Genomic DNA, 21,011 nt, shown 5'->3' on the forward strand with positions numbered 1-21,011 from the left:
GTCGATCTCGGGCGCGCGCAGCATCCCGGCGGGGTGGCTCGCCCGTGACGCGGCCGAGGGGGAGCGCAGCTCTCCGGTACGGACTCGCAGCAGTGGGTCTCGTGCCGTGTCATGCCGTGGCCAGCGTCGCAGCCAGGCGTGCGAGACCAGCGGCGAGCGCGCTGACATCGGCGCCGTCGCGGCCGACCCAGTCCTGGACCTGCTCGGCCGACAGGGACGCGAGCAGCGCCTCGGCGCGCAGCGCAGGGTCGACTGCTCCGGCCTGGGACAGCAGCCACGCGCAGTGCTGACGCCAGAAGGCGTAGGACCCCTTGCGAAGTCGGGAGCCGGCGGACCCGCTTTCGGAGAGCAGGACCAGGTCGAGATGTGTCGCCTGGAACTCCAGGTACGCCGCTGCGAAGGCGGCAAGGCGTTCCTGGGGCTCAGCCCCGGGACCCAACGGCGGGGGGCCGGACATGATCCGCTCCTGCAGCTCGCGCCCCCGTTCGCTCAGCAGCTCTGCGGCCAGGCCCGCTTGATCACCGAACCGGCGGTAGACGGTGCCCTTGCCCACCCCGGCACGAGCCGCGACCTCGTCCATCGTCGTGTCGGCCACGCCCTGCTCGGCGAACAGCGCCTCGGCCGCGGCGAGCACGCGCAGCCGGTTGCGTGCCGCATCGGCGCGCTCTCGCCGCACCGGCATGGCTGCAGGACCACCGAGGGCGTGAGGAGCCGCGGCTATGTGCAGAGGGATCGAGTCGGTCGTTGACGAAGCGGACTGTGGTCCGCTACGGTCTGGAGTCATAAGCGGACCCTAGTCCAGATCGAAGGTGGTTGCCATGAAGGTTCTCCTCGTGGGCGCGACAGGCTACGTCGGCGCGGTGGTCGCCGAGCACCTGGCTGCCCGTGGTCATCACGTGGTCGCGCTGGTGCGACCGGGAGCGGTCCGTCCTCGCCCGCCGCATGCGGCCTCGGTCCGGATCGGCGACCTGACCGACCCCCGGTCCCTGCAGGCGGCCGTGACGGCGGACATCGACGCCGTCGTCCATGCCGGCGCGCCGTCCGGCCACGCCGGGACCGATGACGCCGCCACGAAGGCGTTGCTGGACCCGTTGCGGGGCAGTGGTCGAGCGTTCGTCTACACCAGCGGCGTGTGGGTGCTCGGCGCCACCGGCGACGCGCTCGCGGACGAGACCACGCCGACGGATCCGATCGAGCTGGTGCGGGACCGGCCGGCCATCGAACGTCGCGTGCTCGAGGCGGCGAGGAGCGGAGTGCGATCGGTGGTCATCCGGCCGGCGATCGTGCACGGGCGCAACGGCGGCATACCGGCGCTGCTCGTCGACCAGGCGCGTGCGCACGGCACCGGGAGGTACGTCGGCGCCGGACCGGTGCGGTGGCCGATGGTGCAGGTGGACGACCTCGCCGACCTGTACGTCGCCGCGGTCGAGCGCGCGGACGCAGGATCCGTGCTGCACGCGGTCGCCGAGCACGCCGTCCCGGTGGTGGACCTGGCCCGAGCGGCATCCGTGGCGGCAGGAGTTCCCGTCGGGGCGGACGCCTGGGACCTCGACGATGCTCGAGCCGCCCTGGGCTCCACGTTCGCCGACGCCCTGGCCCTGGACCAGGCATGCAGCGCCGACCGCACCCGCCGGCAGCTCGGCTGGACGCCGTCGCGGATCGGCGCCGTCGACGACCTCCTCACCGGCTCGTACACGGCCCGGGCCGTGGCCTGACGGGCCGACCTCCTTCCCGCATCGCCGTCCATGCTCGACCGACCCACCCGGAGCCCCCGATGGACCCCATGCTCGTCCTCGCACTGCACCACCACCGCGCCGCCGAGCTGCAGGAGGCAGCCCGCCGCTCCGAACGACGCCGCGCGGCTGCCGCGAGCCCGTGCGGCGCCACGGCCCCCGACAGGTCCACGGGCATCCGTGCGGCGGTCGCCCGCAGGCGCGGCGACCACCGCGCACCCTGGCGCCACCTGCGGGCCGTCCGCAGCGCCCCCTGCGCACCGTGCGTCTGACAGCCGTCACAGCTCCCGGTCCGCGTCCGAACGCCGGGACGACCAGCTCCTGGACGGCGCCGACAACCGTGTCCTCGCGCTGTACGCACTCGCAGGCGTGACGCTCGCCCTGGCGATCCACGCAGTGGTGCACACCACGGGAGCCGGGCGAGGAGCCCTCACGTCACGACGCACGACCCGCGACGCCTGACGACGGCGGCACCCCACCCACCGTGCCCGGTTGCCTCCTGCGGCGGCCGCGTGCGTCGCTCACACCGCCAGTCGGCGGGTGCCGAGCATGGTCGAGATCTCAGGAGTGCTGGACCTCCGAGACGAGCTCGTAGACGTTGCCGTCGGGTCCGCGGAAGTGCTGCCAGGTGGGGCCGGGCTCTCCCAGCAGCTCGACGCCCGCCTCCCGCAGCTGCCTGGTCGCCTGGGGGAGGTCGGTGACGGTGAAGCCGACCACCGGCCCGGTCGTGAAGTGCTCCTTGCCAGGGAACTGCCGGCCGAAGACCTCCACGTGGTTGCCGTCCGGGAGCCTGAAGACCCAGAAGTGCGGCTCGGTGTGGACGAGCCTGAGCTCCAGCACGTGCTCGTAGAAGTGCGCCAGGGCCTCGGCGCGATCGGTGCGGGTGCCGCTCCAGCCCAGCCCGGTGATCTCCATGCCTCAGCATGGCGGAGCGTGGCCGGCGGGGCACACCCGCCACGCCTGGTCCCGGCCGGCGACGCCGTCGGTCGCCCAGTGAGCCGAGGGGGACCGTGGCGGGCGTCCTTACGGAACCCACCCCGGGTGGTTCAGCGCGGGGGGTGGTGCGGACCAGCATCGACGTTCGAGATGGTCGCTGCGTCTACGCGGTCGCTGGTCGGTGCGCCGGCGGGTGGCCGCACAGCGCGCCGGCCCTCATGGCCTCGCGCCCTACCGGCCCGCGCCGGCACGTCCGTCGTCCGTCGGTGCTCGTCCGAGCCCCGCCTGAGCCAGGAGCAGCACGATGCATCCTCACCCCGGACCTCTCCCCACCGTCCAGCGGGGTGCTGGCGAGCCGCCCCACACCGAGAACCGGGGGACGACGGGGCGTCCCGACCTCGCAGAGCGGCGGGACGGACGGGTCGTGGCCGCCGCCTGGGTCCTGACCGTGGTCCTGAGCGGGCTGCCGATGATCGTGCTGGCTGCCGTAGCGGGACGACCGCCGGCGTCCCTGAGCGTCTGGGTGCTGCTGGGCGTGATCCCGCTGGTCGCGGTCGCCTGGATCTGGCCACCGTCGCGACCGTTGCGGTCGTACTCGGTCGTGATGCTGGCTGCGTTCTGCGTCGGGTACGTCCTGCAGCCGGTGCTCGCAGCCTCGCTGCGGGGCGCAGGACCAGTGCTGATCCAGCTCCTGGTGAGCCGGACGGTCGTCGTCCTGCTCGCCCTCGTCCTCGCGGCTTCCCTCGTCAAGGGACTGGGCCTGACCCGGCACCAGGCTTTCGTGGCCCCGGGGGACCTGACCGCAAGGACCCGGCTTCGGTGGCCGGGCACGCAGAGGAGGGTCAGCTGGGCCGTCGTCGCGACCAGCGCGGCCCTGGTCATCTTCGCCCTCGTGGCCGCTGCCGGCTCGCCCGCCTCGGGGCTCGGCGCGACGCCGCTGCGGGACGTCCTCCCGTGGACCCCGGTGATCCTCGCCTGCGCGGCGTTCAACGCCTTCGGTGAGGAGGTCATCTACCGCTCCGGCCCGCTGGCCACCGTGGTGGGAGTCGTCGGGCCTACCCAGGCCGTTCTGCTCACCTCCCTCTGGTTCGGGCTCGCGCACTACGTCGGCTCCGTCCCCGACGGTCTGGGGGGTGTGGTCGCGTCCGGAGGCCTGGCACTCCTGCTCGGACGGGCGATGCTCGCGACCAGGGGGGTCGCCTGGCCCTGGCTCGTGCACGTCGCGATCGACACGGCAGTGTTCGTCTCCATCGCCCTCGCCACGGTCTGATGCTCAGATGAGGCCCAGCCAGCGCCCGCGTTCGACCGCCTCGGTCCTGGAGACGACGCCGAGCTTGCGGTAGAGGCTCTTGGTGTAGCCCTTCACGGTGTTGACCGAGAGGAACAGCGAGGCGGCGATCTCACGTTGCGACGCCGGCCCGCCGAGCGCGCGCAGGACCGACAGCTCTCGATCGGTGAGCTCCTCGTGCAGTCGGCCGACGCGCCGGGCCGCGCGCACGGCGCCACGGCCGAGGCGTGTCTCGGCGGCCTCCAGCTCCGCTCGGGCACGCGGACGGCAGCCGTCGGTCTGCGCCACCTCACGCGCCCGGCTCAGCGCATCCCGCGCACGCGACCTGTCGCCGACGGCCAGCTCCGCCTGGGCGAGGCTGGTCAGGGTCATCACCTGCTCCGTGGGGCGACCCCAGACCTCGGCGAGTGCGACGGCTCGGCGGAGGAGGGCTGTCGCGGCGTCGAGGTCACGGCGTCGGTAGGCGATGCGGCCCTCGGCCAGCCGCAGCCAGGTGAGAGCTGCGGCTGCGGCGTCACCCCATGCGTCCTGCGTGCGCGCGGCCGTCACCGCCACCTCGCGCGCCACCGCGTGCGCGTGCTCGACGTCGTCGAGGTGCAGCAGGACCATGGCGTACAGCCCTGCGGTCTGCAGCAGCACCGGCGTGGGGAGCAGCGCTCGGGAGTCGCACGCCCACGCGGTCCGCAGGGTCGCGGCCGCGTCGCCGTACGCGTCGAGGCGCACCTGCGCGGCGGCGAGCGCACCCAGCGCGACGACATGACCCGGCTCGGTCGGGTCGACCTCCAGGTCGACGGCCAGGCGGGCATCGGCGAGCGCGGCGGCCGCCTCGTCCTCGCCGGGACGCCCGTACGCCGCCCGCATCGTCAGGACGCCCGCCAGGGCGCTGTGCCAGCCGTCGATCCGGACGCCGGCATCCAGCGATCGCGCAGCGGTGTCGCACAGCGCTCGGACGCGGTCCGACCGGCCGCAGAGCGCAGATGCGTAGGCGAGCATCAGGAGGACCTGCGCGTCCAGGGGCGCGCCTCGGGCCAGCGCCCGCTCACCCAGCTCCAGGTAGGTGCCGGCGGCCCCGCGCTCGAAGAACCACGACTCGTGAGCCAACAGCAGGCCGGTGGCCGCTCGCAGGTCACCGGCGGCCAGTCGGTACCGCACCGCCTGCTCGATCTCGTCCCGGTCGGCGAACCAGTCCGCAGCGCGCCCCTGCAGCTCGCGGACCATCGCGGGTGCGCTGCGGTCCAGCTCGCGGCGCAGGACGTCGCGGAACAGCCCGTGACAGCGGTACCACTGCCGACGGTGGTCGAGCGGTTGCAGGAAGAGGCCACGTCGGTCGAGATCGTCCAGCAGCGTCGCCGAGTCGTCCTGGCCCAGCACCGTGTCGCACAGCGCTCCCGACAGCTGCTCGAGGACCGAGCTGCGGACCAGGAACCGGCGGTCGCTGCAGGAGAGGCCCTCCAGGACCTCGTCGGACAGGTAGTCGACGACATGCCGGTCGTCGCCGCCGAACCGTCCCGCCGCTGCGACCGGGTCCTGCGAGCTGACCAGCGTCAGGGCGACCAACCGGAGACTCGCGGCCCATCCCTCGGTCCGCCGGCAGAGGCTCTCGAGCTCGGCAGCCGGGAGGTGGACCCCGCTCGCCGCCTCCAGGACCGCCGCGGACTCGGTCACCGTGAAGCGGAGGTCGTCGACCCGTACCTCGGCCAGCTCCCCACGTGCCCGCAGGCGTGCCAGTGGCAGGGGCGGGTCGGCGCGACCTCCGACCACGAGCTGGACCGTCGGCGGCAGGTAGCTCAGCAGGAGCTCGACACCCTCGTGGACTCGGGGGTTCGTGAGCACGTGGTAGTCGTCGAGGACCACCACGAGCGGCAGCCGACGGCCGCTGAGGTCGTCCAGCAGCAGCGGGACAGCGGCGGCCAGCGGGTCGACGCCGGGCGCCGACAGCATCTCCAGGGCTCGGCCGCCCAGTCCCGTCGCCTCCCGCACGGATGTGACGAGGTAGCTCCAGAACCGGTGCGGATCGTCGTCGCCCGCGTCGAGGGTCAACCACGCGACCGCTGCCCTCGCCTGAGCACGGACCGCCCACTGCGCCATCAGCCGCGTCTTGCCCCAGCCGGCCGGCGCCACCACCGCGCAGAGCCGTACCCCGGCAGGTGCCACCTGCGCCAGCAGCCGCTCCCGCTCCAGCTCGTCCTCCCGCGGGGGCGGGACCGTCAGCTTGAGAGCCAGCAGCGGCGCGACCGCGACACTCGTCGCCTCCACCATGGTCCCCATCCTCGCCGAGACGCCGCGGGCGCGGAGGCGCTCCGACACCCGCCGATCCTGCGTTGCTCGACCGGACGGGAGGGTCCGCGGGAGAAACCTGCCGAGGTTCTCCGGACCGAGCCCGGCGGTCGGCTCCCGGCGGCATGATCGGGCGAGGCGCGTGACGGCGCGCCGGACGACGCGAGGGAGCGACATGGCTGAGGTGCTGCTGTTCCATCACGGGCACGGGCTGACGGACGGCGTGCGCGAGTTCGCCGACGCCCTGAGGGCGGTCGGGCACGACGTCCACGTCCCCGACCTGTACGACGGGCGCGTGTTCGACGACCTCCGGGAGGGGCTCGCCTACGCTAGGCAGGTCGGCTTCGACGCGATCCAGGAGCGCGGTGTGGCGACCGCCGACGGTCTGCCCAACGGGCTGGTGTACGCGGGCTTCTCCCTCGGCGTGATGGCGGCGCAGCAGCTCGCGCAGACGCGGCCTGGCGCCAAGGGGGCGCTGCTGTTCCACTCCTGCCTCCCGCCCGCCGAGCTCGGCGGACCGTGGCCCCCCGGTGTCCGGGTCCAGATCCACGGCATGGACGCGGACCCGTATTTCGCCGACGAGGGCGACCTCGACGCGGCACGGGTACTGGTCCAGGAGACGGCCGACGCCGAGCTGTTCCTCTACGAGGGTGACCAGCACCTGTTCGCCGACCGCAGCCTCCCGGCCTTCCGCGAGGTGCCGGCCGCGCTGCTCACCGAGCGGGTGGTGCGGTTCCTCGACGGGATCCGGTGACGCGGCATCCGGTGACGGCGCCGGGACCGCTCGTGGTGCACGTGCAGGGAGGCGGACGGAGGGACCGACGATGGACACGAACCGCACCGGGCCGCGCCCCATCGGCTGGTGGCTGAAGGAGGCGGAGACGGCGCTCGACGAGGCGTTCGTCGCGGCGCTCGCGGGCGACGAGGTCGACCGGCGCGGGTGGCAGGTGCTGGCCTCGCTCGAGCGCGGACCCATGACCCCGGCCGGGCTGAAGGAGTCGCTGGCCTCGTTCGACTCCTCCGCCACGATCGCGACCCTGCTGCACCACCTGCGCTCACGGGGCTGGGTCGGCGAGTCGGACGGTCGGCTGCGCCTCACCGAGGCCGGCGAGGCGAAGCACGCCGAGCTGGCTGCGCGGGTGGACGGCGTCCGCGCCCGGGTGGCGGCGGCCCTGCCCGAGGAGGACCACCAGCAGCTCGTCGCGCTGCTGGGGCGCCTGGTCGAGGGCCTGCGCCCGCCGTCGTGACGGGCGGGTTCAGGTGAGCGGGCGTCCCAGGGTCAGCCCGCCGTCGTCGCCGGTGAGCTCGACGAAGCCCATCCGCCGGTAGAAGCCGATCGCGTGCTCGTTGCGACGCGAGACGCCCAGGTGCACACCGGGCGAGCCGACGTCGGCGAGCGCGGTGAACAGCGTCTCGAGGAGTCGCCGACCCCAGCCGCCGCCCTGCCACGCCGGCAGCAGGTCGACGTGCAGGTGCGAGGGGTACAGCGCCACGACGGCCGGGTCGGCGCGCGGGGGGCTGTGCAGCATCCGCACGATCCCCGCGTCGGCACGGCCGGCGTCGGGGGCGGCGTCCGCACCGCCCGTCGTCCCGGCGAGGGGGTACCGCGCGCGCAGCGGCGGCCACCACGAGTCCTCGCAGCGGCGCTCGAAGTCCGCCGTGTCCCGCGCGCCGAGCACGTAGCCACCGACGACGTCGTGGTCGTCGGTGAGCACGAACGCGAGGTCGGGCTCGAGGGCGAGGTACGGGCCGACGTAGACCTCGGCGAGCAGCCGCGGGTCGGCGTACAGGGCCGACGCGTCCCGGCCGGCGTCCCCGGTGCGCAGGCAGATGTCGTCCAGCGCCGCGCGGTCCGCCGCCCCGGCCGGTCGGATGGTCACCAGGAGCGTTCGCGGAGCGTGAGGACGGTCCACGCCAGCGACGCCGTCAGCAGCGCCGCACCGAGCATGTGCACCCCGACGAGGATCTCGGGCAGGCCGGTGAAGTACTGCACGTACCCGACCAGGCCCTGCGCGAGCGTGACCGCGAGCAGGACGACGGCGGCGCGACGCGGCCGGGCGGGCGCCGCGTCGCGGACGAGCCCCACGACCAGTGCGCCGAGCACGCCGATGAAGGTCCACACGGCGGCGGCGTGCAGCTTGGCGATCAGCACCGGGTCGACCTCGAACCGGTACGCGACCTCCTCGTCGCCGCCGTGCGGGCCGGACCCGGTCACCACCACACCCAGCGCGAGCAGGACGACGGCGACCGCGACGAGCGCCTGACCGGTCGCCCGCGCGCGGGGTCCCACGACCGGCCGGACCGGCCCGTCGCCCTCTGACCAGCGGTACAGCAGCACCGTCGACACCGCGACGAGTCCCAGCGAGACGAGCATGTGGACGCCGACGACGGCGGGGTCCAGGTGCAGCAGCACGCTCACGCCTCCGATGAGCGCCTGCACGACGACGCCGGCGAGCGGCACGGCGCCCAGCCGGCGGTACGCGCGCGACCGGCGGGTGTCCGTGAGCAGGAGCAGCGCCACGGCGATCGCCACGATCCCGACGACCCCGGTGAGGGTGCGGTTGCCGAACTCGATCAAGGGGTGCCAGGTCGTGGCCTCGTGGAGGACCGGGGTGAACGACCCCGGCTCGCACTGCGGCCAGGTGGAACAGCCCAGCCCGGAGCCGGTGAGGCGGACCGCGCCGCCGGTCACGACGATGCCGATCTGCACCACGAGGTTCGCGACCAGGACCGCACGCGTCCAGCGCCGCAGACCCGGCCACCGGGGCGCCGGCCCTGCGGGACCCCGCGGGCCGGGGCTCACCGGCGCCGTCAGCGGCGTGGTGGGAGGGGTGGCGGCCGTCCCGGCCGGCGTGCTGCTCACCCCTCCACGGTAGTCGCCGCCCGACGCCCGCCGGCGCCCGGGAGGTGGGTGACGACGAACGTCACTACGAGCTCCAGCGGAACAGCCGCGCCGCGAGCGCGCCGAGCACGACGGTCCAGCCGGCGAGGACGGCGAGCGGGCCACCGGCCAGGACGCCGTCCTGCAGCGCGGCGCGCAGCGCCTCCCCGAGTGCGCCGGACGGGAGGACCGAGGCCACCGCCGCGAGCGGCCCCGGCAGCGCGCCGGCCGGGACCAGGATGCCGCCGGCGACCGCGAGCACCACGAGCACGAGGTTCGCGATCGCCAGCACCGCCTCGGCGCGCAGCGTCCCGGCCAGAAGCAGCGCGAACGAGGTGAAGGCCGCCGTGCCGAGCAGGACCGCCACCACCGCCGCGCCGATCCCGGAGGGGTCCGGCTGCCAGCCGAGCGCCAGGGCCACGCCGCCGAGCACGACCACCTGCACCACCTCGACGGCCAGCACCCCGAGGACCTTCCCGGCGAGCAGGCCGCCGCGCCCCAGGGGTGTGGTGGCGAGCAGGCGCAGCACGCCGTTGCGCCGGTCGAAGCTCGTGGCGATCGCCTGCGACGTGAACGCGGTCGACATGACCGCCAGGGCGAGCACGCCCGGCGCGACCACGTCGACCCGCGTCGCGCCGTCGGTGGTGAGCCCGACGACCGTCGTGCGCACCAGGGCCACCAGCAGCAGCACCGGCAGGATGAGCGTGATCAGCAGCTGCTCGCCGTTGCGCAGGATCGCCCGGGTCTCGAAGCGGGTCTGCGCCAGCACCCGTCGCGGCGCGGGCGCGGCGCCGGCGCCTGTGGGTGAGCTCATCGCAGGTCCCGGCCGGTGAGGTCGAGGAAGACGCTCTCGAGGGTGCGGCGGCCGACCGTGATCGCGTACGGCAGCACGTCGTGCGCGGCGCACCACGTGGTCAGCGCCGCCAGCACGTGCGGGTCGACGTGCCCGGTCACGACGTAGTCCCCGGGGGTCACCTCGTGCACGGCGTGCTCGCCGGCAGCGTGCTCGCCGTGAGCGCCCGACGCCGGCGGGACGCCACCGCCGCCCAGGGACGCGGCGAGCCCGGTGAGCGTGAGGCCCGGTGCGGCGGAGAACCGCAGCGTCCGGTCGTCGTGCGAGCGCAGCAGCTCCCGCACCGCACCCTCGGCGATCACGCGCCCGTGGTCGACGACCACCACCCGGTCGGCCAGGCTCTCCGCCTCGTCCATGAGATGGGTGGTGAGCACCACGGCGACGCCGTCGGCCCGGAGCTCGCCCACCAGGTCCCAGACCGCCCGGCGCGCCTGCGGGTCCATGCCCGCGCTCGGCTCGTCGAGGAACACCAGCTCGGGGCGCCCGACGACGGCCAGGGCCAGCGCCAGGCGCTGACGCTGCCCACCGGACAGCCGCCGGACCGACGTGCGCGCGAACGACCCCAGGCCCAGGCGCTCGGCGAGCGCGGCGACGTCGACGGGCCGGGCGTACATCGCCGCGACGTGGTGGAGCAGCTCCAGCGGGCGCGCACCGGTCGGCAGGCCGCCGTCCTGCAGCATGACTCCCACCCGCGGGCGCAGGTCGCGGGCCCGGGTGGCGGGGTCGAGCCCCAGGACGCGCACCCGGCCGCCGTCGGGGGAGCGCAGGCCCTCGCAGCACTCGACGGTCGTGGTCTTGCCGGCCCCGTTGGGGCCGAGGACCGCGGTCACCGCGCCCCGCTCGGCGACCAGGTCGAGCCCGTCGACGACCGCACGCCCGTCGTACCGCTTCACGAGACCGGTGATCTCGACAGCGGGGGACCCAGGCACGCGGGCGAGTCTAGGTGGCGCCCGGACGTGGTGAGGCGCACCTTGGTTGCACGGATGGATTTCGGCAACAACTATGTTGGCAATATCGACAGCGACGCACGGCCCGTGCCGTCGCGCGGCCCGGACGGCGCCGCGGTCGACCCGGACCGAGCAGCGGAGGTGGACATGAGCACGGCCCTGCACGCCCCCGCCCTGGACCCGACCGCACCCGCGACCGACGTACCCGCGACCGACGTACCCGCGACCGACGTCGCCGAGGCCGAGGCCACCACGCGCCAGCGTGTGCTGCAGCTCGTCGCCTCCGCCGGTCCGGTCGCGACCGCCGAGCTGGCCGCCGAGCTGGGCCTCACCGCCGCCGCCATCCGCCGGCACGTCGGCGTGCTCGAGTCGCGCGGGCAGATCGCCGTGCACGACCAGCGCGCCCAGCACGGCGCCGGACCGGCGCGTCGGGGTCGCCCGGCGCGGCGCTACGTGGCGACCAGCCGCGGGCAGAGCGCGCTGTCGAGCACGTACCCCGAGCTCGCCGCGCAGGCCCTGCGGTTCCTCGCCGAGGTCGCCGGCCCGGACGCCGTGGAGGCGTTCGCCGCGTCCCGCGTCCGCGCGCTGGAGGAGCGGTACGCGGCCTCGGTGGACGCGGCCGGCACCGACGTGACGTCGCGCGCCCAGGTGCTGGCCGCGGCGCTGAGCGCGGACGGCTACGCCGCCAGCACGCGGCCCGTCCCCGGCCGGACGACCGTCCAGCTGTGCCAGGGCCACTGCCCGGTCCAGGGGGTCGCCGCGGAGTTCCCGCAGATCTGCGAGGCCGAGGCAGGCGCCTTCTCCCGACTCCTCGGGGTGCACGTCCAGCGCCTGTCGACCCTCGCGGCCGGCGGGCACGTGTGCACCACGAACATCCCGATCACCGTCCCGACCCCCACGACAGCCCCGCACAGCCCAGACAGTCACAACGCCCGAGACAGCCACGACAGCCAAGACCAGGAGATGTCATGAGTGCGCCTACCCAGGACGCGACCAACGCCGTTCCCGCGGCCGTGCCGATGACGCAGGACGAGGCCATCGCCTCGATCGGCAGCTACAACTACGGGTGGCACGACTCGGACGTCGCGGGCGCCAACGCGCAGCGCGGCCTCTCGGAGGACGTCGTGCGCAACATCTCGGCGCTCAAGAACGAGCCTGAGTGGATGCTCAAGACCCGCCTGAAGGGGCTGCGTCTGTTCGACAAGAAGCCCATGCCGAACTGGGGCTCGGACCTGTCGGGCATCGACTTCGACAACATCAAGTACTTCGTGCGGTCCACCGAGAAGCAGGCGGCCACCTGGGACGACCTGCCCGAGGACATCCGCAACACCTACGACCGCCTGGGCATCCCGGAGGCCGAGAAGCAGCGCCTCGTCTCCGGCGTCGCGGCCCAGTACGAGTCCGAGGTCGTCTACCACCAGATCCGCGAGGACCTGGAGGAGCAGGGCGTCATCTTCATGGACACCGACACGGGCCTGCGCGAGCACCCGGAGATCTTCGAGCAGTACTTCGGCTCGGTGATCCCGACCGGTGACAACAAGTTCGCCGCACTGAACACCGCCGTGTGGTCCGGTGGCTCGTTCGTCTACGTCCCGCCGGGCGTCCACGTCGAGATCCCGCTGCAGGCCTACTTCCGCATCAACACCGAGAACATGGGCCAGTTCGAGCGGACGCTGATCATCGCCGACGAGGGCTCGTACGTGCACTACGTCGAGGGCTGCACCGCGCCGGTGTACTCCAGCGACTCGCTGCACTCCGCGGTGGTCGAGATCATCGTGAAGAAGAACGCCCGCGTGCGGTACACGACCATCCAGAACTGGTCGAACAACGTCTACAACCTCGTCACCAAGCGCGCGACGGCGGCCGAGGGCGCAACCATGGAGTGGGTCGACGGCAACATCGGCTCCAAGGTGACCATGAAGTACCCGGCCATCTACCTCATGGGCGAGCACGCCCGCGGCGAGACGCTGTCGATCGCGTTCGCCGGCGAGGGCCAGCACCAGGACGCCGGCGCCAAGATGGTGCACGCCGCGCCGCACACGTCGTCGTCCATCGTGTCCAAGTCGGTCGCGCGCGGCGGTGGCCGCACGTCCTACCGCGGCCTCGTGCAGGTGCTCGAGGGCGCCTCGCACTCCGCCTCGAACGTGCTGTGCGACGCGCTGCTGGTCGACCAGATCTCGCGGTCGGACACCTACCCGTACGTCGACGTCCGCGAGGACGACGTGTCCATGGGTCACGAGGCGACGGTGTCCCGCGTGAGCGAGGACCAGCTGTTCTACCTCATGTCCCGCGGCATGCCCGAGACCGAGGCCATGGCCATGATCGTGCGCGGGTTCGTCGAGCCCATCGCGCGCGAGCTGCCGATGGAGTACGCCCTCGAGCTGAACCGCCTCATCGAGCTCCAGATGGAAGGGTCCGTCGGCTGATGCCCGCGACGAGCACCACCTCGCAGGACGGCGCCGACGCGCCGACCCTGTCCACCGACCACTCCCGTGCGACCGCCGACGGCGCCCACACCCACGGGAACACGCACCGCACCGGCGGCACGCCGCAGGGCTCGCGCGCCGAGCGCGCGACGTCCTTCGACGTCGCGGACTTCGCGATGCCGACCGGACGCGAGGAGGAGTGGCGCTTCACCCCGGTCGACCGGGTGGCGCCGCTGCTCCAGTCCGAGCTCACCGGGCACGGCGTGCTGACCACGGTCGTCAACGCCCCCGAGGTCCAGGTCGAGATCGTCGACCGCGGCGACGCCCGGCTGGGCACGGCGGGCGTGCCCGGCGACCGCGCCGCGGCCGTCGCGTGGTCGTCGTTCCACCGGGCCACCGTGGTGACCGTCCCGGCCCAGGCCGTGGCGTCGTCCGCCACGTCGATCCGGGTGGAGGGCGTCGAGGGGGCCGGGGCGGACCCGACCGCGTCGCACCTGCTCGTGCACGCCAAGCCGCTGTCGGAGGCCGTCGTCGTGCTCGACCACGTCGGCGCCGCCACCCTCACCGAGACCGTCGAGGTCGTCGCCGAGGACGGCGCGCACCTGACGCTGGTGTCCGTGCAGGACTGGGCCCCGGGGTCCGTGCACACCGCCTCGCACCGCATCCGGCTCGGCCGGGACGCCAAGGTCAAGCACATCGTGGTCACGCTGGGCGGCGACGTCGTCCGGGTCACGCCCGACGCGGAGTTCACCGGCGAGGGCGGCGAGGTCGAGATGGTGGGCCTGTACTACGCCGACGCCGGCCAGCACCAGGAGCACCGCCTGTTCGTGGACCACGCGGTGCCGTCCTGCCGCTCGCGCGTGACCTACAAGGGCGCGCTGCAGGGCGACGGCGCGCACACCGTGTGGGTCGGCGACGTCCTCATCCGCGCGAACGCGGAGGGCACCGACACCTACGAGCTGAACCGCAACCTCGTGCTGTCCGACGGCGCCCGCGCCGACTCGGTCCCCAACCTGGAGATCGAGACGGGCGTCATCGAGGGCGCCGGCCACGCGTCCGCGACCGGCCGCTTCGACGACGAGCAGCTGTTCTACCTGCGCTCGCGCGGCATCCCGGAGCAGGACGCGCGGCGCCTGGTGGTGCGCGGCTTCTTCGCCGAGCTGATCCACCAGATCGGCGTCCCGGAGGTCGAGGAGCGCCTCATCGCCTCGATCGAGGCCGAGCTCGAGAAGAGCATGAGCGAGCTGGCCTCATGAGCGGTCAGCTGGCCTGCTACGCCCAGGACGTCCCGGCCTGCGGCACCTTCCGTGCCGAGCTGGAGGGCGAGGACGGCCCGGTCGCGGTCGCCGTCGTGCGCGCGGAGGACGGCGAGCTGTACGCCATCTCCGACGTCTGCTCCCACGGCTCCGTCTCCCTCTCGGAGGGCGAGGTCGAGGGCGCGACCGTCGAGTGCTGGCTGCACGGCTCGAAGTTCGACCTGCGCACCGGCGCCCCCACCGGCCTGCCGGCCATCCGCCCCGTCCCCGTGTACCCCGTGACCGTCGACGGCGAGCGCGTCCTGGTCGACGTCGACACCCCCATGCCCGTGAAGGAGAGCTGAACCCCCATGTCCACTCTGGAGATCCACGACCTGCACGTCAGCGTCGAGACCAAGGAGGGTCCCAAGCCCATCCTGCGCGGTGTCGACCTGACGATCCGCAGCGGCGAGACGCACGCGATCATGGGCCCCAACGGCTCGGGCAAGTCGACCCTGGCGTACTCGCTGGCCGGCCACCCCAAGTACCAGATCACGTCCGGCACGGTGACGCTGGACGGTGAGGACGTGCTCGAGATGAGCGTGGACGACCGCGCCCGCGCCGGCATGTTCCTCGCGATGCAGTACCCCGTGGAGGTGCCGGGCGTCAGCGTCTCGAACTTCCTGCGGACCGCGAAGACGGCGATCGACGGCCAGGCGCCGCCGCTGCGCACCTGGGTCAAGGACGTCCGCAGCGCCATGGACCAGCTCCGCATGGACCCGGCGTTCGCCGAGCGCTCCGTGAACGAGGGCTTCTCCGGCGGCGAGAAGAAGCGTCACGAGATCCTGCAGATGGAGCTCCTCAAGCCCAAGTTCGCGATCCTCGACGAGACCGACTCCGGCCTGGACGTCGACGCGCTGCGCGTCGTGTCCGAGGGCGTCAACCGGGTCAAGGCGTCCGGCGAGGTCGGCGTCCTGCTGATCACGCACTACACGCGCATCCTGCGCTACATCACCCCCGACTTCGTGCACGTCTTCGTCGACGGCAGGATCGCCGAGGAGGGTGGCCCGGAGCTCGCCGAGCGCCTGGAGAACGAGGGCTACGACCGCTTCATCGGCGCCGCCACGTCGCTCTGACGCTCACGCGTCGCCCCTGCTCCGTCTCGAGGACACCCATGACCGACACGCTGGACACCGCGGTCGCGGCCGGCTCGCCCCTGCTCAGCAGCGGTGAGCTGGCGGCGGTGCGCGCCGACTTCCCGCTGCTGACCCGCACCCTGCGGGACGGCAAGCCGTTGGTGTACCTGGACTCCGGGGCGACGTCGCAGAAGCCCGAGGTCGTCCTGGACGCCGAGCAGGACTTCTACGCCCAGCGCAACGCCGCCGTGCACCGCGGCGCGCACCAGCTGGCGGAGGAGGCGACCGAGGCGTTCGAGAACGCCCGCGAGCAGGTGGCGTCGTTCGTCGGGGCCGACGCCGGGGAGATCGTCTGGACGACGAACGCCACCGCCGGTCTGAACCTCGTGGCGTACGCGCTGTCCAACGCGACCGCCGGCCGCGGCGGTGACGCCGCGCGGAGGTTCGCGCTCGCCCCCGGGGACGAGATCGTCGTCACCGAGGCCGAGCACCACGCCAACCTCGTGCCGTGGCAGGAGCTGGCCGCCCGCACCGGCGCCGTCGTGCGCTGGATCGGGGTGGACGACGACGGCCGGCTGCGGACCGACGAGCTGGCCACCGTGGTCACCGACCGCACCCGCGTGCTCGCGTTCACACATGCGTCGAACGTGACCGGGGCGATCACCGACGTGGCGCCGTTCGTCGCCCGGGCCCGCGAGGTCGGCGCGCTCAGCGTCTTGGACGCGTGCCAGTCGGTGCCGCACCTGCCGGTCGACCTGCACGGCCTCGGGGTCGACTTCGCGGTGTTCTCCGGGCACAAGATGCTCGGGCCGACCGGCGTCGGTGCGCTGTACGGCCGCCGGGAGCTGCTCGAGGCCATGCCGCCGGTCACCACCGGCGGGTCGATGGTCGAGGTCGTCACCATGGAGACCACGACCTACGCGCCGCCGCCGCAGCGGTTCGAGGCCGGCACGCAGATGGTCGCCCAGGCGATCGGCATGGGCGCCGCGGCGTCCTACCTGGCCGAGCTCGGCATGGAGGCGGTCGCCGCCCACGAGGCCGCGCTCGCCCGCGAGCTGCTGGACGCCGTCGCCTCGGTGCCCGGCGTCCGGGTCATCGGTCCCACCGACACCCGGGACCGGCTGGCGACCGTGTCGTTCGTCGTCGAGGGCGTGCACGCGCACGACGTCGGCCAGGTGCTCGACGACGCCGGGGTCGCCGTGCGGGTCGGGCACCACTGCGCGCAGCCGCTGCACCGCCGGTTCGGCGTCGCCGCGACCGCACGCGCGTCGGCGTCGGTGTACACGACGTCACAGGAGATCGCCGTCTTCCGGGAAGCACTGGCCGGGGTCCGAGCGTTCTTCGGGTGGGACTGAGGAGTCATATGAGCTCGATGGAGCAGCTGTACCAGCAGGTCATCCTGGACCACGCCCGCGCGCCGCACGGGCGTGGGCTGGTGCCCGCACCCGCCGACGCGGTCGCGGGGGAGTCGCACCAGGTCAACCCCACGTGCGGGGACGAGGTGACCCTGCGGGTCGCGTTCCGGCCCGCGCCGGACGGCGCACCGGACGGGTCCCTGGTGGACGAGGTGACCTGGGAGGGGCAGGGCTGCAGCATCTCCCAGGCGTCGGTCTCGGTGCTGACGGACCTGGTGACCGGCGCCGACCTGCGCACCGTGGACGAGCTGTCGGAGACCTTCCGGCTGCTCATGCACGCGCGCGGCGCCGGCCTCGACGACGCGCAGGAGGACACCCTGGGCGACGCGACCGCGTTCACCGGGGTGGCGAAGTACCCCGCACGGATCAAGTGCGCGCTGCTCGGCTGGGCAGCGCTCAAGGACGCGATCGCCAAGTCCGGCGTCGTCGTCCCGACCCACGTCAAGGAGCAGGCATGACCACCGAGACCCCGGGCGCGTCCACCGCGTCCACCCCGCCGAACGTGGCCGACATCGAGGAGGCCATGCACGACGTCATCGACCCCGAGCTCGGGATCAACGTCGTGGACCTGGGCCTGGTGTACGGCCTGAGCCTGGACCAGAACAACCACGCCGTCATCGACATGACGCTCACGTCCGCGGCGTGCCCGCTGACCGACGTCATCGAGGACCAGACCGCGACGAGCCTGGACGGCCTGGTCGACGGCTTCCGGATCAACTGGGTCTGGATGCCGCCGTGGGGCCCGGAGAAGATCACCCCCGACGGCCGCGACCAGATGCGGGCCCTCGGCTTCAACATCTGAGGGCTCGGTCCGACGTCACGGGCTCAGAGCCGCGGTGCCTGCAGGGCGTCGCAGTCCTGGAACGTCCCGCCGTCGTAGCCGATCGTGAACCACCGCTGGCGCTGCTCGCTGGACCCGTGCGTCCACGCCTCGGGGTTCACGGTGCCGGTCGCCTGCTCCTGGATGCGGTCGTCGCCCACGGCCGACGCCGCGGACAGGGCGTCGGCGACCTGCTCCGGCGTGGGCGGGTCGATGTAGGTCACGCCGGTGTCCGGGTCGACCGTGCGGGCGAGGTTGCCGATGACCATCCCGGCCATGCAGTCCGCGGCCAGCTCGATCCGCACCGAGTCCGACTCGGGGCCGGTGCCGCCGCGCTCGGCGGCGTCCATCATCCCGGTGAGCTGCTCGATGTGGTGCCCGAACTCGTGGGCCAGCACGTACATCTCCGCGAGGGCTCCGCCGGACGCCCCGAACCGGGTCGTCAGCTCGTCGTAGAAGCCGAGGTCCAGGTACACGCTCTGGTCCGGCGGGCAGTAGAACGGGCCGGTCGCGCTGGTCGCCGGGCCGCACCCGGTGTCGACCGCGTCCTCGAAGCTCCAGACGTCGGGCTGGGCGTACTGCACGCCGAGGGCGGGGAGCGTCTGGCCCCAGTACGTGTCCAGGGCGTCGACGGTGGCGGACAGCCGGCACTCGCGGGTGGTGTTCGCCTGCTCGGCGGTGCACTCGCCGATCGTGCCCTGCTCGACGGGACTGCCGCCGCCCGGACCGCCGGCGCCGCTCACGCCGTTGACGACCGGGCTCAGGTCCACGCCGAAGAACAGGGCACCGACCAGGACGACGATCGCGCCGATGCCGCCGCCGACCGCACCGCCGCGGCGGCCGCCGCCCCCGCGCGAGGTGCGGACACGTCCGCCGCCGAAGCTGCCACCCTCCGAGAACGTCATGCGGGCGACGGTAGCCGCGACCCGGCGGGGCCGCAGCGGCAGGGACGGCGCCTCCCGGACGTCCCGGTGCGCGGCGAGGACGCTCGCCTCGGGGTGGTCCGGCGGCCGGTGCCCGTACCCGGGCAGGACCAGGTGCGCCGCACCGACCCCGGCCCCTCTCCCGGCCGACGGCTACCGTCGGGTCATGGCCGTCGACCGCCTCCTCGTGTGGCGCGGCGTCGACCCGGACCGGGTCGACGCGGCTCGCGTCACCCTGCACGACGACCGCCTGCACGCCCGGGGGACGAGCCTCGCGCCGGACCACACGGTGACGTGGCGCCTGGTCACCGGACCCGGATGGACGACGCGCGTGCTGGACGTCCGCACCGTGCCTGCCGGCGACGACGCCGGCGCGGCGGACCGTGACGACGCCGACGCCGACGCCGACGCCGGCGCTGACGACGGCGGACGGCGACTCGTGCTGCGCCGGGACGACGCGGGTCGGTGGTCGGGCCGGCGGTGGGTCGACGGCCGCGTGGTCGCCGCGGACCTGCCGGACCCCGCCGAGCTCGCCGGCGCCCTCGACTGCGACCTGGGGCTGTGCCCCCTGACCAACACCATGCCGGTGCTGCGCTCGGGACTGCTGGACCGGGCCGACCGCACGGTGCGGTTCACGGTGGCGTGGGTGTCCGTGCCGGACCTCACCGTGCACGTCGCGGTGCAGGACTACGGGCCTGCGGAGCGGCTGCCCAGCGGCGGCGCGGTCGTCCACTTCGACTCCGACGGCTTCACGGCCGACCTCACGGTCGACCGGGAGGGCCTGGTCGTGAGCTACCCGGGCATCGCCGACCGCATCACCGACCGCATCGGGCCGTGACCTCAGTCGCCGATGCCGCGGGCCGCGAGCGCCTCGCCGGTCGCGCGGGCGCGGGCGACGGTCCGGACCGCGGCCGGGACCAGCAGCGCCCGCGGGCTGCGCTCGAGCCCGCGGGCGCGGGCGGCGTCGCGCACCTCGCGCGCGGTCGTGAGCAGGGCGGGGACGGTGCGCAGCATGAGCGCGACGGCCAGCGCGACGAGGTCCGGCCGCACGCCCAGCACCCGCAGCGGACGCAGCGCGCGGTCGAGGAGGTCGAGCATCCGGTCCGCCGGTGTCGTGGCGGTCACCGCGCCGGCGGCGAGCACGAGGGAGAGCAGGTCCGCCGCGACCTCGACGGCGACCGCGGGTCCGCGCTGCCACCACTGGAACCCCGCGACCAGGGCCGTGGTGACGAGCACCGGCAGCAGGGAGCGAAGCACCGGACGCAGCGGCACCCGGCCCGCGGCGTTGAGCGCGACGGCGAGCGCGAGGAGCACGACCGAGACGACCGGTCCGCGGGCGACGACGACGACGACCCCGAGGACCGCGAGGCCGGCGAGCTTGGGCCCGGCCGGCAGGCGGTGCATCGCGCTGGTCCCGTGCCGGTACAGCCCCAGCGGCGTCGCGACGCTCACCGGACCGCCATGAGGTCGCGGTAGTGCGCGACGCCGTCCGGCGCCGGTCCGTCGAACACGACGTGCCCGCGGTCGACGACCAGCACCCGGTCGGCGCGGGCGGCGGCGTCCAGGTCGTGCGTGACCTGCAGGACCTGCTGGTCCACCGAGTCGAGCAGGTCGTCCACGACCCGGCGCCAGCGCAGGTCCAGCAGGGTGGTCGGCTCGTCGCACACCAGCACGGACGGCTCGGTGGCGAGCACCCCGGCCAGTGCCAGCAGCTGCTTCTGGCCGCCGGACAGCGCGTGCACGCTCACCTCCGCCCGGTCGGCGAGCCCGAACCGCTCGAGCACGGCGCGCACGCGGTCGTCGCGCGCGGCCCGGTCGAGGGGCAGCCGCCGCAGCGACAGCGCGACGTCCTCCCGCGGGGTGGGCATGACGAGCTGGGCGTCGGGGTCGGTGAAGACGAAGCCGACCCGGCGCCGGACCGCGGCGCCGTCGCGCACCGTGTCCAGCCCGTCCACCAGGACCCGGCCCGACGACGGCGTCGCCAGGCCGTTGACCAGGCGCGCGAGGGTCGACTTGCCCGACCCGTTGGCGCCGACGACGGCGACCCGGCGCTCGGTGAGCGTGCACGTCACCGGGTGCAGGATCGTCAGCCGGTCGGCCCGGCCGTCCGGCGCCGTGGTCTCGGCGACCACGGCGGCACC

23 protein-coding genes are annotated in these 21,011 nt (G+C 74.0%); 13 read left to right on the top strand and 10 right to left on the bottom strand.

What is annotated here, in order from left to right:
• Nucleotides 1-109: 109 nt before the first annotated feature.
• Nucleotides 110-682 carry a TetR/AcrR family transcriptional regulator gene (locus CAE01nite_RS15225; RefSeq protein WP_222595951.1) on the bottom strand — a complete coding sequence of 191 codons (573 nt, stop codon included), beginning with the start codon at nt 680-682 and terminating at the stop codon, nt 110-112.
• A gap of 136 nt (nt 683-818) precedes the next feature.
• On the opposite strand from CAE01nite_RS15225, the gene CAE01nite_RS15230 reads away from it, so the two are divergent.
• The gene (locus tag CAE01nite_RS15230; protein WP_222595952.1) at nt 819-1,715 is read left to right on the top strand and encodes an NAD-dependent epimerase/dehydratase family protein; all 897 of its coding nucleotides are present in this window, start codon (nt 819-821) and stop codon (nt 1,713-1,715) included.
• Between the two features lie 579 nt (nt 1,716-2,294).
• On the opposite strand, the gene CAE01nite_RS15235 is transcribed toward CAE01nite_RS15230, so the two are convergent.
• Nucleotides 2,295-2,648, bottom strand: coding sequence for a VOC family protein (locus CAE01nite_RS15235; RefSeq protein WP_146906298.1), 354 nt, complete (start codon nt 2,646-2,648; stop codon nt 2,295-2,297).
• A 445-nt stretch (nt 2,649-3,093) separates the two neighbouring features.
• On the opposite strand from CAE01nite_RS15235, the gene CAE01nite_RS15240 reads away from it, so the two are divergent.
• Nucleotides 3,094-3,939, top strand: a complete 846-nt coding sequence (locus tag CAE01nite_RS15240; RefSeq protein WP_186816618.1) for a CPBP family intramembrane glutamic endopeptidase — start codon at nt 3,094-3,096, stop codon at nt 3,937-3,939.
• Nucleotides 3,940-3,942: 3 nt separating this feature from the next.
• Here CAE01nite_RS15240 and CAE01nite_RS15245 read toward each other — a convergent pair whose 3' ends face one another.
• Complete coding sequence (locus tag CAE01nite_RS15245; protein WP_146906302.1) at nt 3,943-6,264, bottom strand: helix-turn-helix transcriptional regulator; 2,322 nt, start codon at nt 6,262-6,264, stop codon at nt 3,943-3,945.
• 145 nt (nt 6,265-6,409) lie between these two features.
• Here CAE01nite_RS15245 and CAE01nite_RS15250 point away from each other — a divergent pair, with 145 nt between their 5' ends.
• Both CAE01nite_RS15250 and CAE01nite_RS15255 read left to right on the top strand, forming a co-directional pair.
• On the top strand, nt 6,410-6,988 hold the full coding sequence (locus CAE01nite_RS15250) for a dienelactone hydrolase family protein (RefSeq protein ID WP_146906304.1): 579 nt from the start codon (nt 6,410-6,412) through the stop codon (nt 6,986-6,988).
• Nucleotides 6,989-7,058: 70 nt separating this feature from the next.
• Nucleotides 7,059-7,481: a MarR family winged helix-turn-helix transcriptional regulator gene (locus CAE01nite_RS15255; RefSeq protein WP_146906306.1), complete on the top strand. Its 423-nt coding sequence runs from the start codon at nt 7,059-7,061 to the stop codon at nt 7,479-7,481.
• Nucleotides 7,482-7,490: 9 nt separating this feature from the next.
• Here the strand turns inward: CAE01nite_RS15255 and CAE01nite_RS15260 are convergent, their stop codons facing one another.
• The 4 genes from CAE01nite_RS15260 to CAE01nite_RS15275 form a co-directional block, all read right to left on the bottom strand.
• On the bottom strand, nt 7,491-8,114 hold the full coding sequence (locus CAE01nite_RS15260; RefSeq protein ID WP_246131254.1) for a GNAT family N-acetyltransferase: 624 nt from the start codon (nt 8,112-8,114) through the stop codon (nt 7,491-7,493).
• Nucleotides 8,111-9,097: a COX15/CtaA family protein gene (locus CAE01nite_RS15265; protein ID WP_307725006.1), complete on the bottom strand. Its 987-nt coding sequence runs from the start codon at nt 9,095-9,097 to the stop codon at nt 8,111-8,113. The genes CAE01nite_RS15260 and CAE01nite_RS15265 overlap by 4 nt, the downstream gene beginning before the upstream one ends.
• 64 nt (nt 9,098-9,161) lie before the next feature.
• The gene (locus CAE01nite_RS15270; RefSeq protein WP_146906308.1) at nt 9,162-9,929 is read right to left on the bottom strand and encodes an ABC transporter permease; all 768 of its coding nucleotides are present in this window, start codon (nt 9,927-9,929) and stop codon (nt 9,162-9,164) included.
• A complete protein-coding gene (locus tag CAE01nite_RS15275; protein WP_146906310.1) occupies nt 9,926-10,897 on the bottom strand; it encodes an ABC transporter ATP-binding protein in 972 nt (323 codons plus the stop codon). Before CAE01nite_RS15275 ends, CAE01nite_RS15270 begins: the two co-directional genes overlap by 4 nt.
• Before the next feature lie 165 nt (nt 10,898-11,062).
• On the opposite strand from CAE01nite_RS15275, the gene CAE01nite_RS15280 reads away from it, so the two are divergent.
• The 8 genes from CAE01nite_RS15280 to CAE01nite_RS15315 are packed head-to-tail and all read left to right on the top strand — an operon-like array spanning nt 11,063 to nt 17,929.
• A complete protein-coding gene (locus tag CAE01nite_RS15280; protein ID WP_146906312.1) occupies nt 11,063-11,887 on the top strand; it encodes a helix-turn-helix transcriptional regulator in 825 nt (274 codons plus the stop codon).
• Between the two features lie 47 nt (nt 11,888-11,934).
• Nucleotides 11,935-13,341 carry a Fe-S cluster assembly protein SufB gene (gene sufB / locus CAE01nite_RS15285; protein ID WP_371862910.1) on the top strand — a complete coding sequence of 469 codons (1,407 nt, stop codon included), beginning with the start codon at nt 11,935-11,937 and terminating at the stop codon, nt 13,339-13,341.
• Nucleotides 13,341-14,597, top strand: a complete 1,257-nt coding sequence (gene sufD / locus CAE01nite_RS15290; protein ID WP_146906316.1) for a Fe-S cluster assembly protein SufD — start codon at nt 13,341-13,343, stop codon at nt 14,595-14,597. The genes sufB and sufD overlap by 1 nt, the downstream gene beginning before the upstream one ends.
• Nucleotides 14,594-14,941 carry a non-heme iron oxygenase ferredoxin subunit gene (locus tag CAE01nite_RS15295; RefSeq protein ID WP_146906318.1) on the top strand — a complete coding sequence of 116 codons (348 nt, stop codon included), beginning with the start codon at nt 14,594-14,596 and terminating at the stop codon, nt 14,939-14,941. The genes sufD and CAE01nite_RS15295 overlap by 4 nt, the downstream gene beginning before the upstream one ends.
• Nucleotides 14,942-14,947: 6 nt before the next feature.
• A complete protein-coding gene (gene sufC / locus CAE01nite_RS15300) occupies nt 14,948-15,712 on the top strand; it encodes a Fe-S cluster assembly ATPase SufC (protein WP_146906320.1) in 765 nt (254 codons plus the stop codon).
• A gap of 38 nt (nt 15,713-15,750) precedes the next feature.
• Nucleotides 15,751-17,067 (top strand): SufS family cysteine desulfurase, encoded by a 1,317-nt coding sequence (locus tag CAE01nite_RS15305; protein ID WP_146906322.1) that lies wholly within the window; start codon nt 15,751-15,753, stop codon nt 17,065-17,067.
• A gap of 8 nt (nt 17,068-17,075) precedes the next feature.
• Nucleotides 17,076-17,585 (top strand): Fe-S cluster assembly sulfur transfer protein SufU, encoded by a 510-nt coding sequence (sufU, locus tag CAE01nite_RS15310; protein WP_146906324.1) that lies wholly within the window; start codon nt 17,076-17,078, stop codon nt 17,583-17,585.
• Nucleotides 17,582-17,929, top strand: coding sequence for a metal-sulfur cluster assembly factor (locus tag CAE01nite_RS15315; RefSeq protein WP_146906326.1), 348 nt, complete (start codon nt 17,582-17,584; stop codon nt 17,927-17,929). The genes sufU and CAE01nite_RS15315 overlap by 4 nt, the downstream gene beginning before the upstream one ends.
• 23 nt (nt 17,930-17,952) lie before the next feature.
• Here the strand turns inward: CAE01nite_RS15315 and ypfJ are convergent, their stop codons facing one another.
• Nucleotides 17,953-18,852, bottom strand: coding sequence for a KPN_02809 family neutral zinc metallopeptidase (ypfJ, locus tag CAE01nite_RS15320; RefSeq protein WP_146906328.1), 900 nt, complete (start codon nt 18,850-18,852; stop codon nt 17,953-17,955).
• Between the two features lie 184 nt (nt 18,853-19,036).
• On the opposite strand from ypfJ, the gene CAE01nite_RS15325 reads away from it, so the two are divergent.
• A complete protein-coding gene (locus CAE01nite_RS15325) occupies nt 19,037-19,708 on the top strand; it encodes a putative glycolipid-binding domain-containing protein (protein WP_146906330.1) in 672 nt (223 codons plus the stop codon).
• A 2-nt stretch (nt 19,709-19,710) separates the two neighbouring features.
• Here CAE01nite_RS15325 and CAE01nite_RS15330 read toward each other — a convergent pair whose 3' ends face one another.
• On the bottom strand, nt 19,711-20,322 hold the full coding sequence (locus CAE01nite_RS15330; protein ID WP_246131255.1) for an energy-coupling factor transporter transmembrane component T family protein: 612 nt from the start codon (nt 20,320-20,322) through the stop codon (nt 19,711-19,713).
• Nucleotides 20,319-21,002, bottom strand: coding sequence for an energy-coupling factor ABC transporter ATP-binding protein (locus CAE01nite_RS15335; protein WP_246131256.1), 684 nt, complete (start codon nt 21,000-21,002; stop codon nt 20,319-20,321). The genes CAE01nite_RS15330 and CAE01nite_RS15335 overlap by 4 nt, the downstream gene beginning before the upstream one ends.
• Between the last annotated feature and the right edge of the window lie 9 nt (nt 21,003-21,011).

The sequence above is a fragment of the Cellulomonas aerilata genome (genome assembly GCF_007991755.1).
In the GTDB taxonomy this organism is placed as follows: domain Bacteria; phylum Actinomycetota; class Actinomycetes; order Actinomycetales; family Cellulomonadaceae; genus Pengzhenrongella; species Pengzhenrongella aerilata.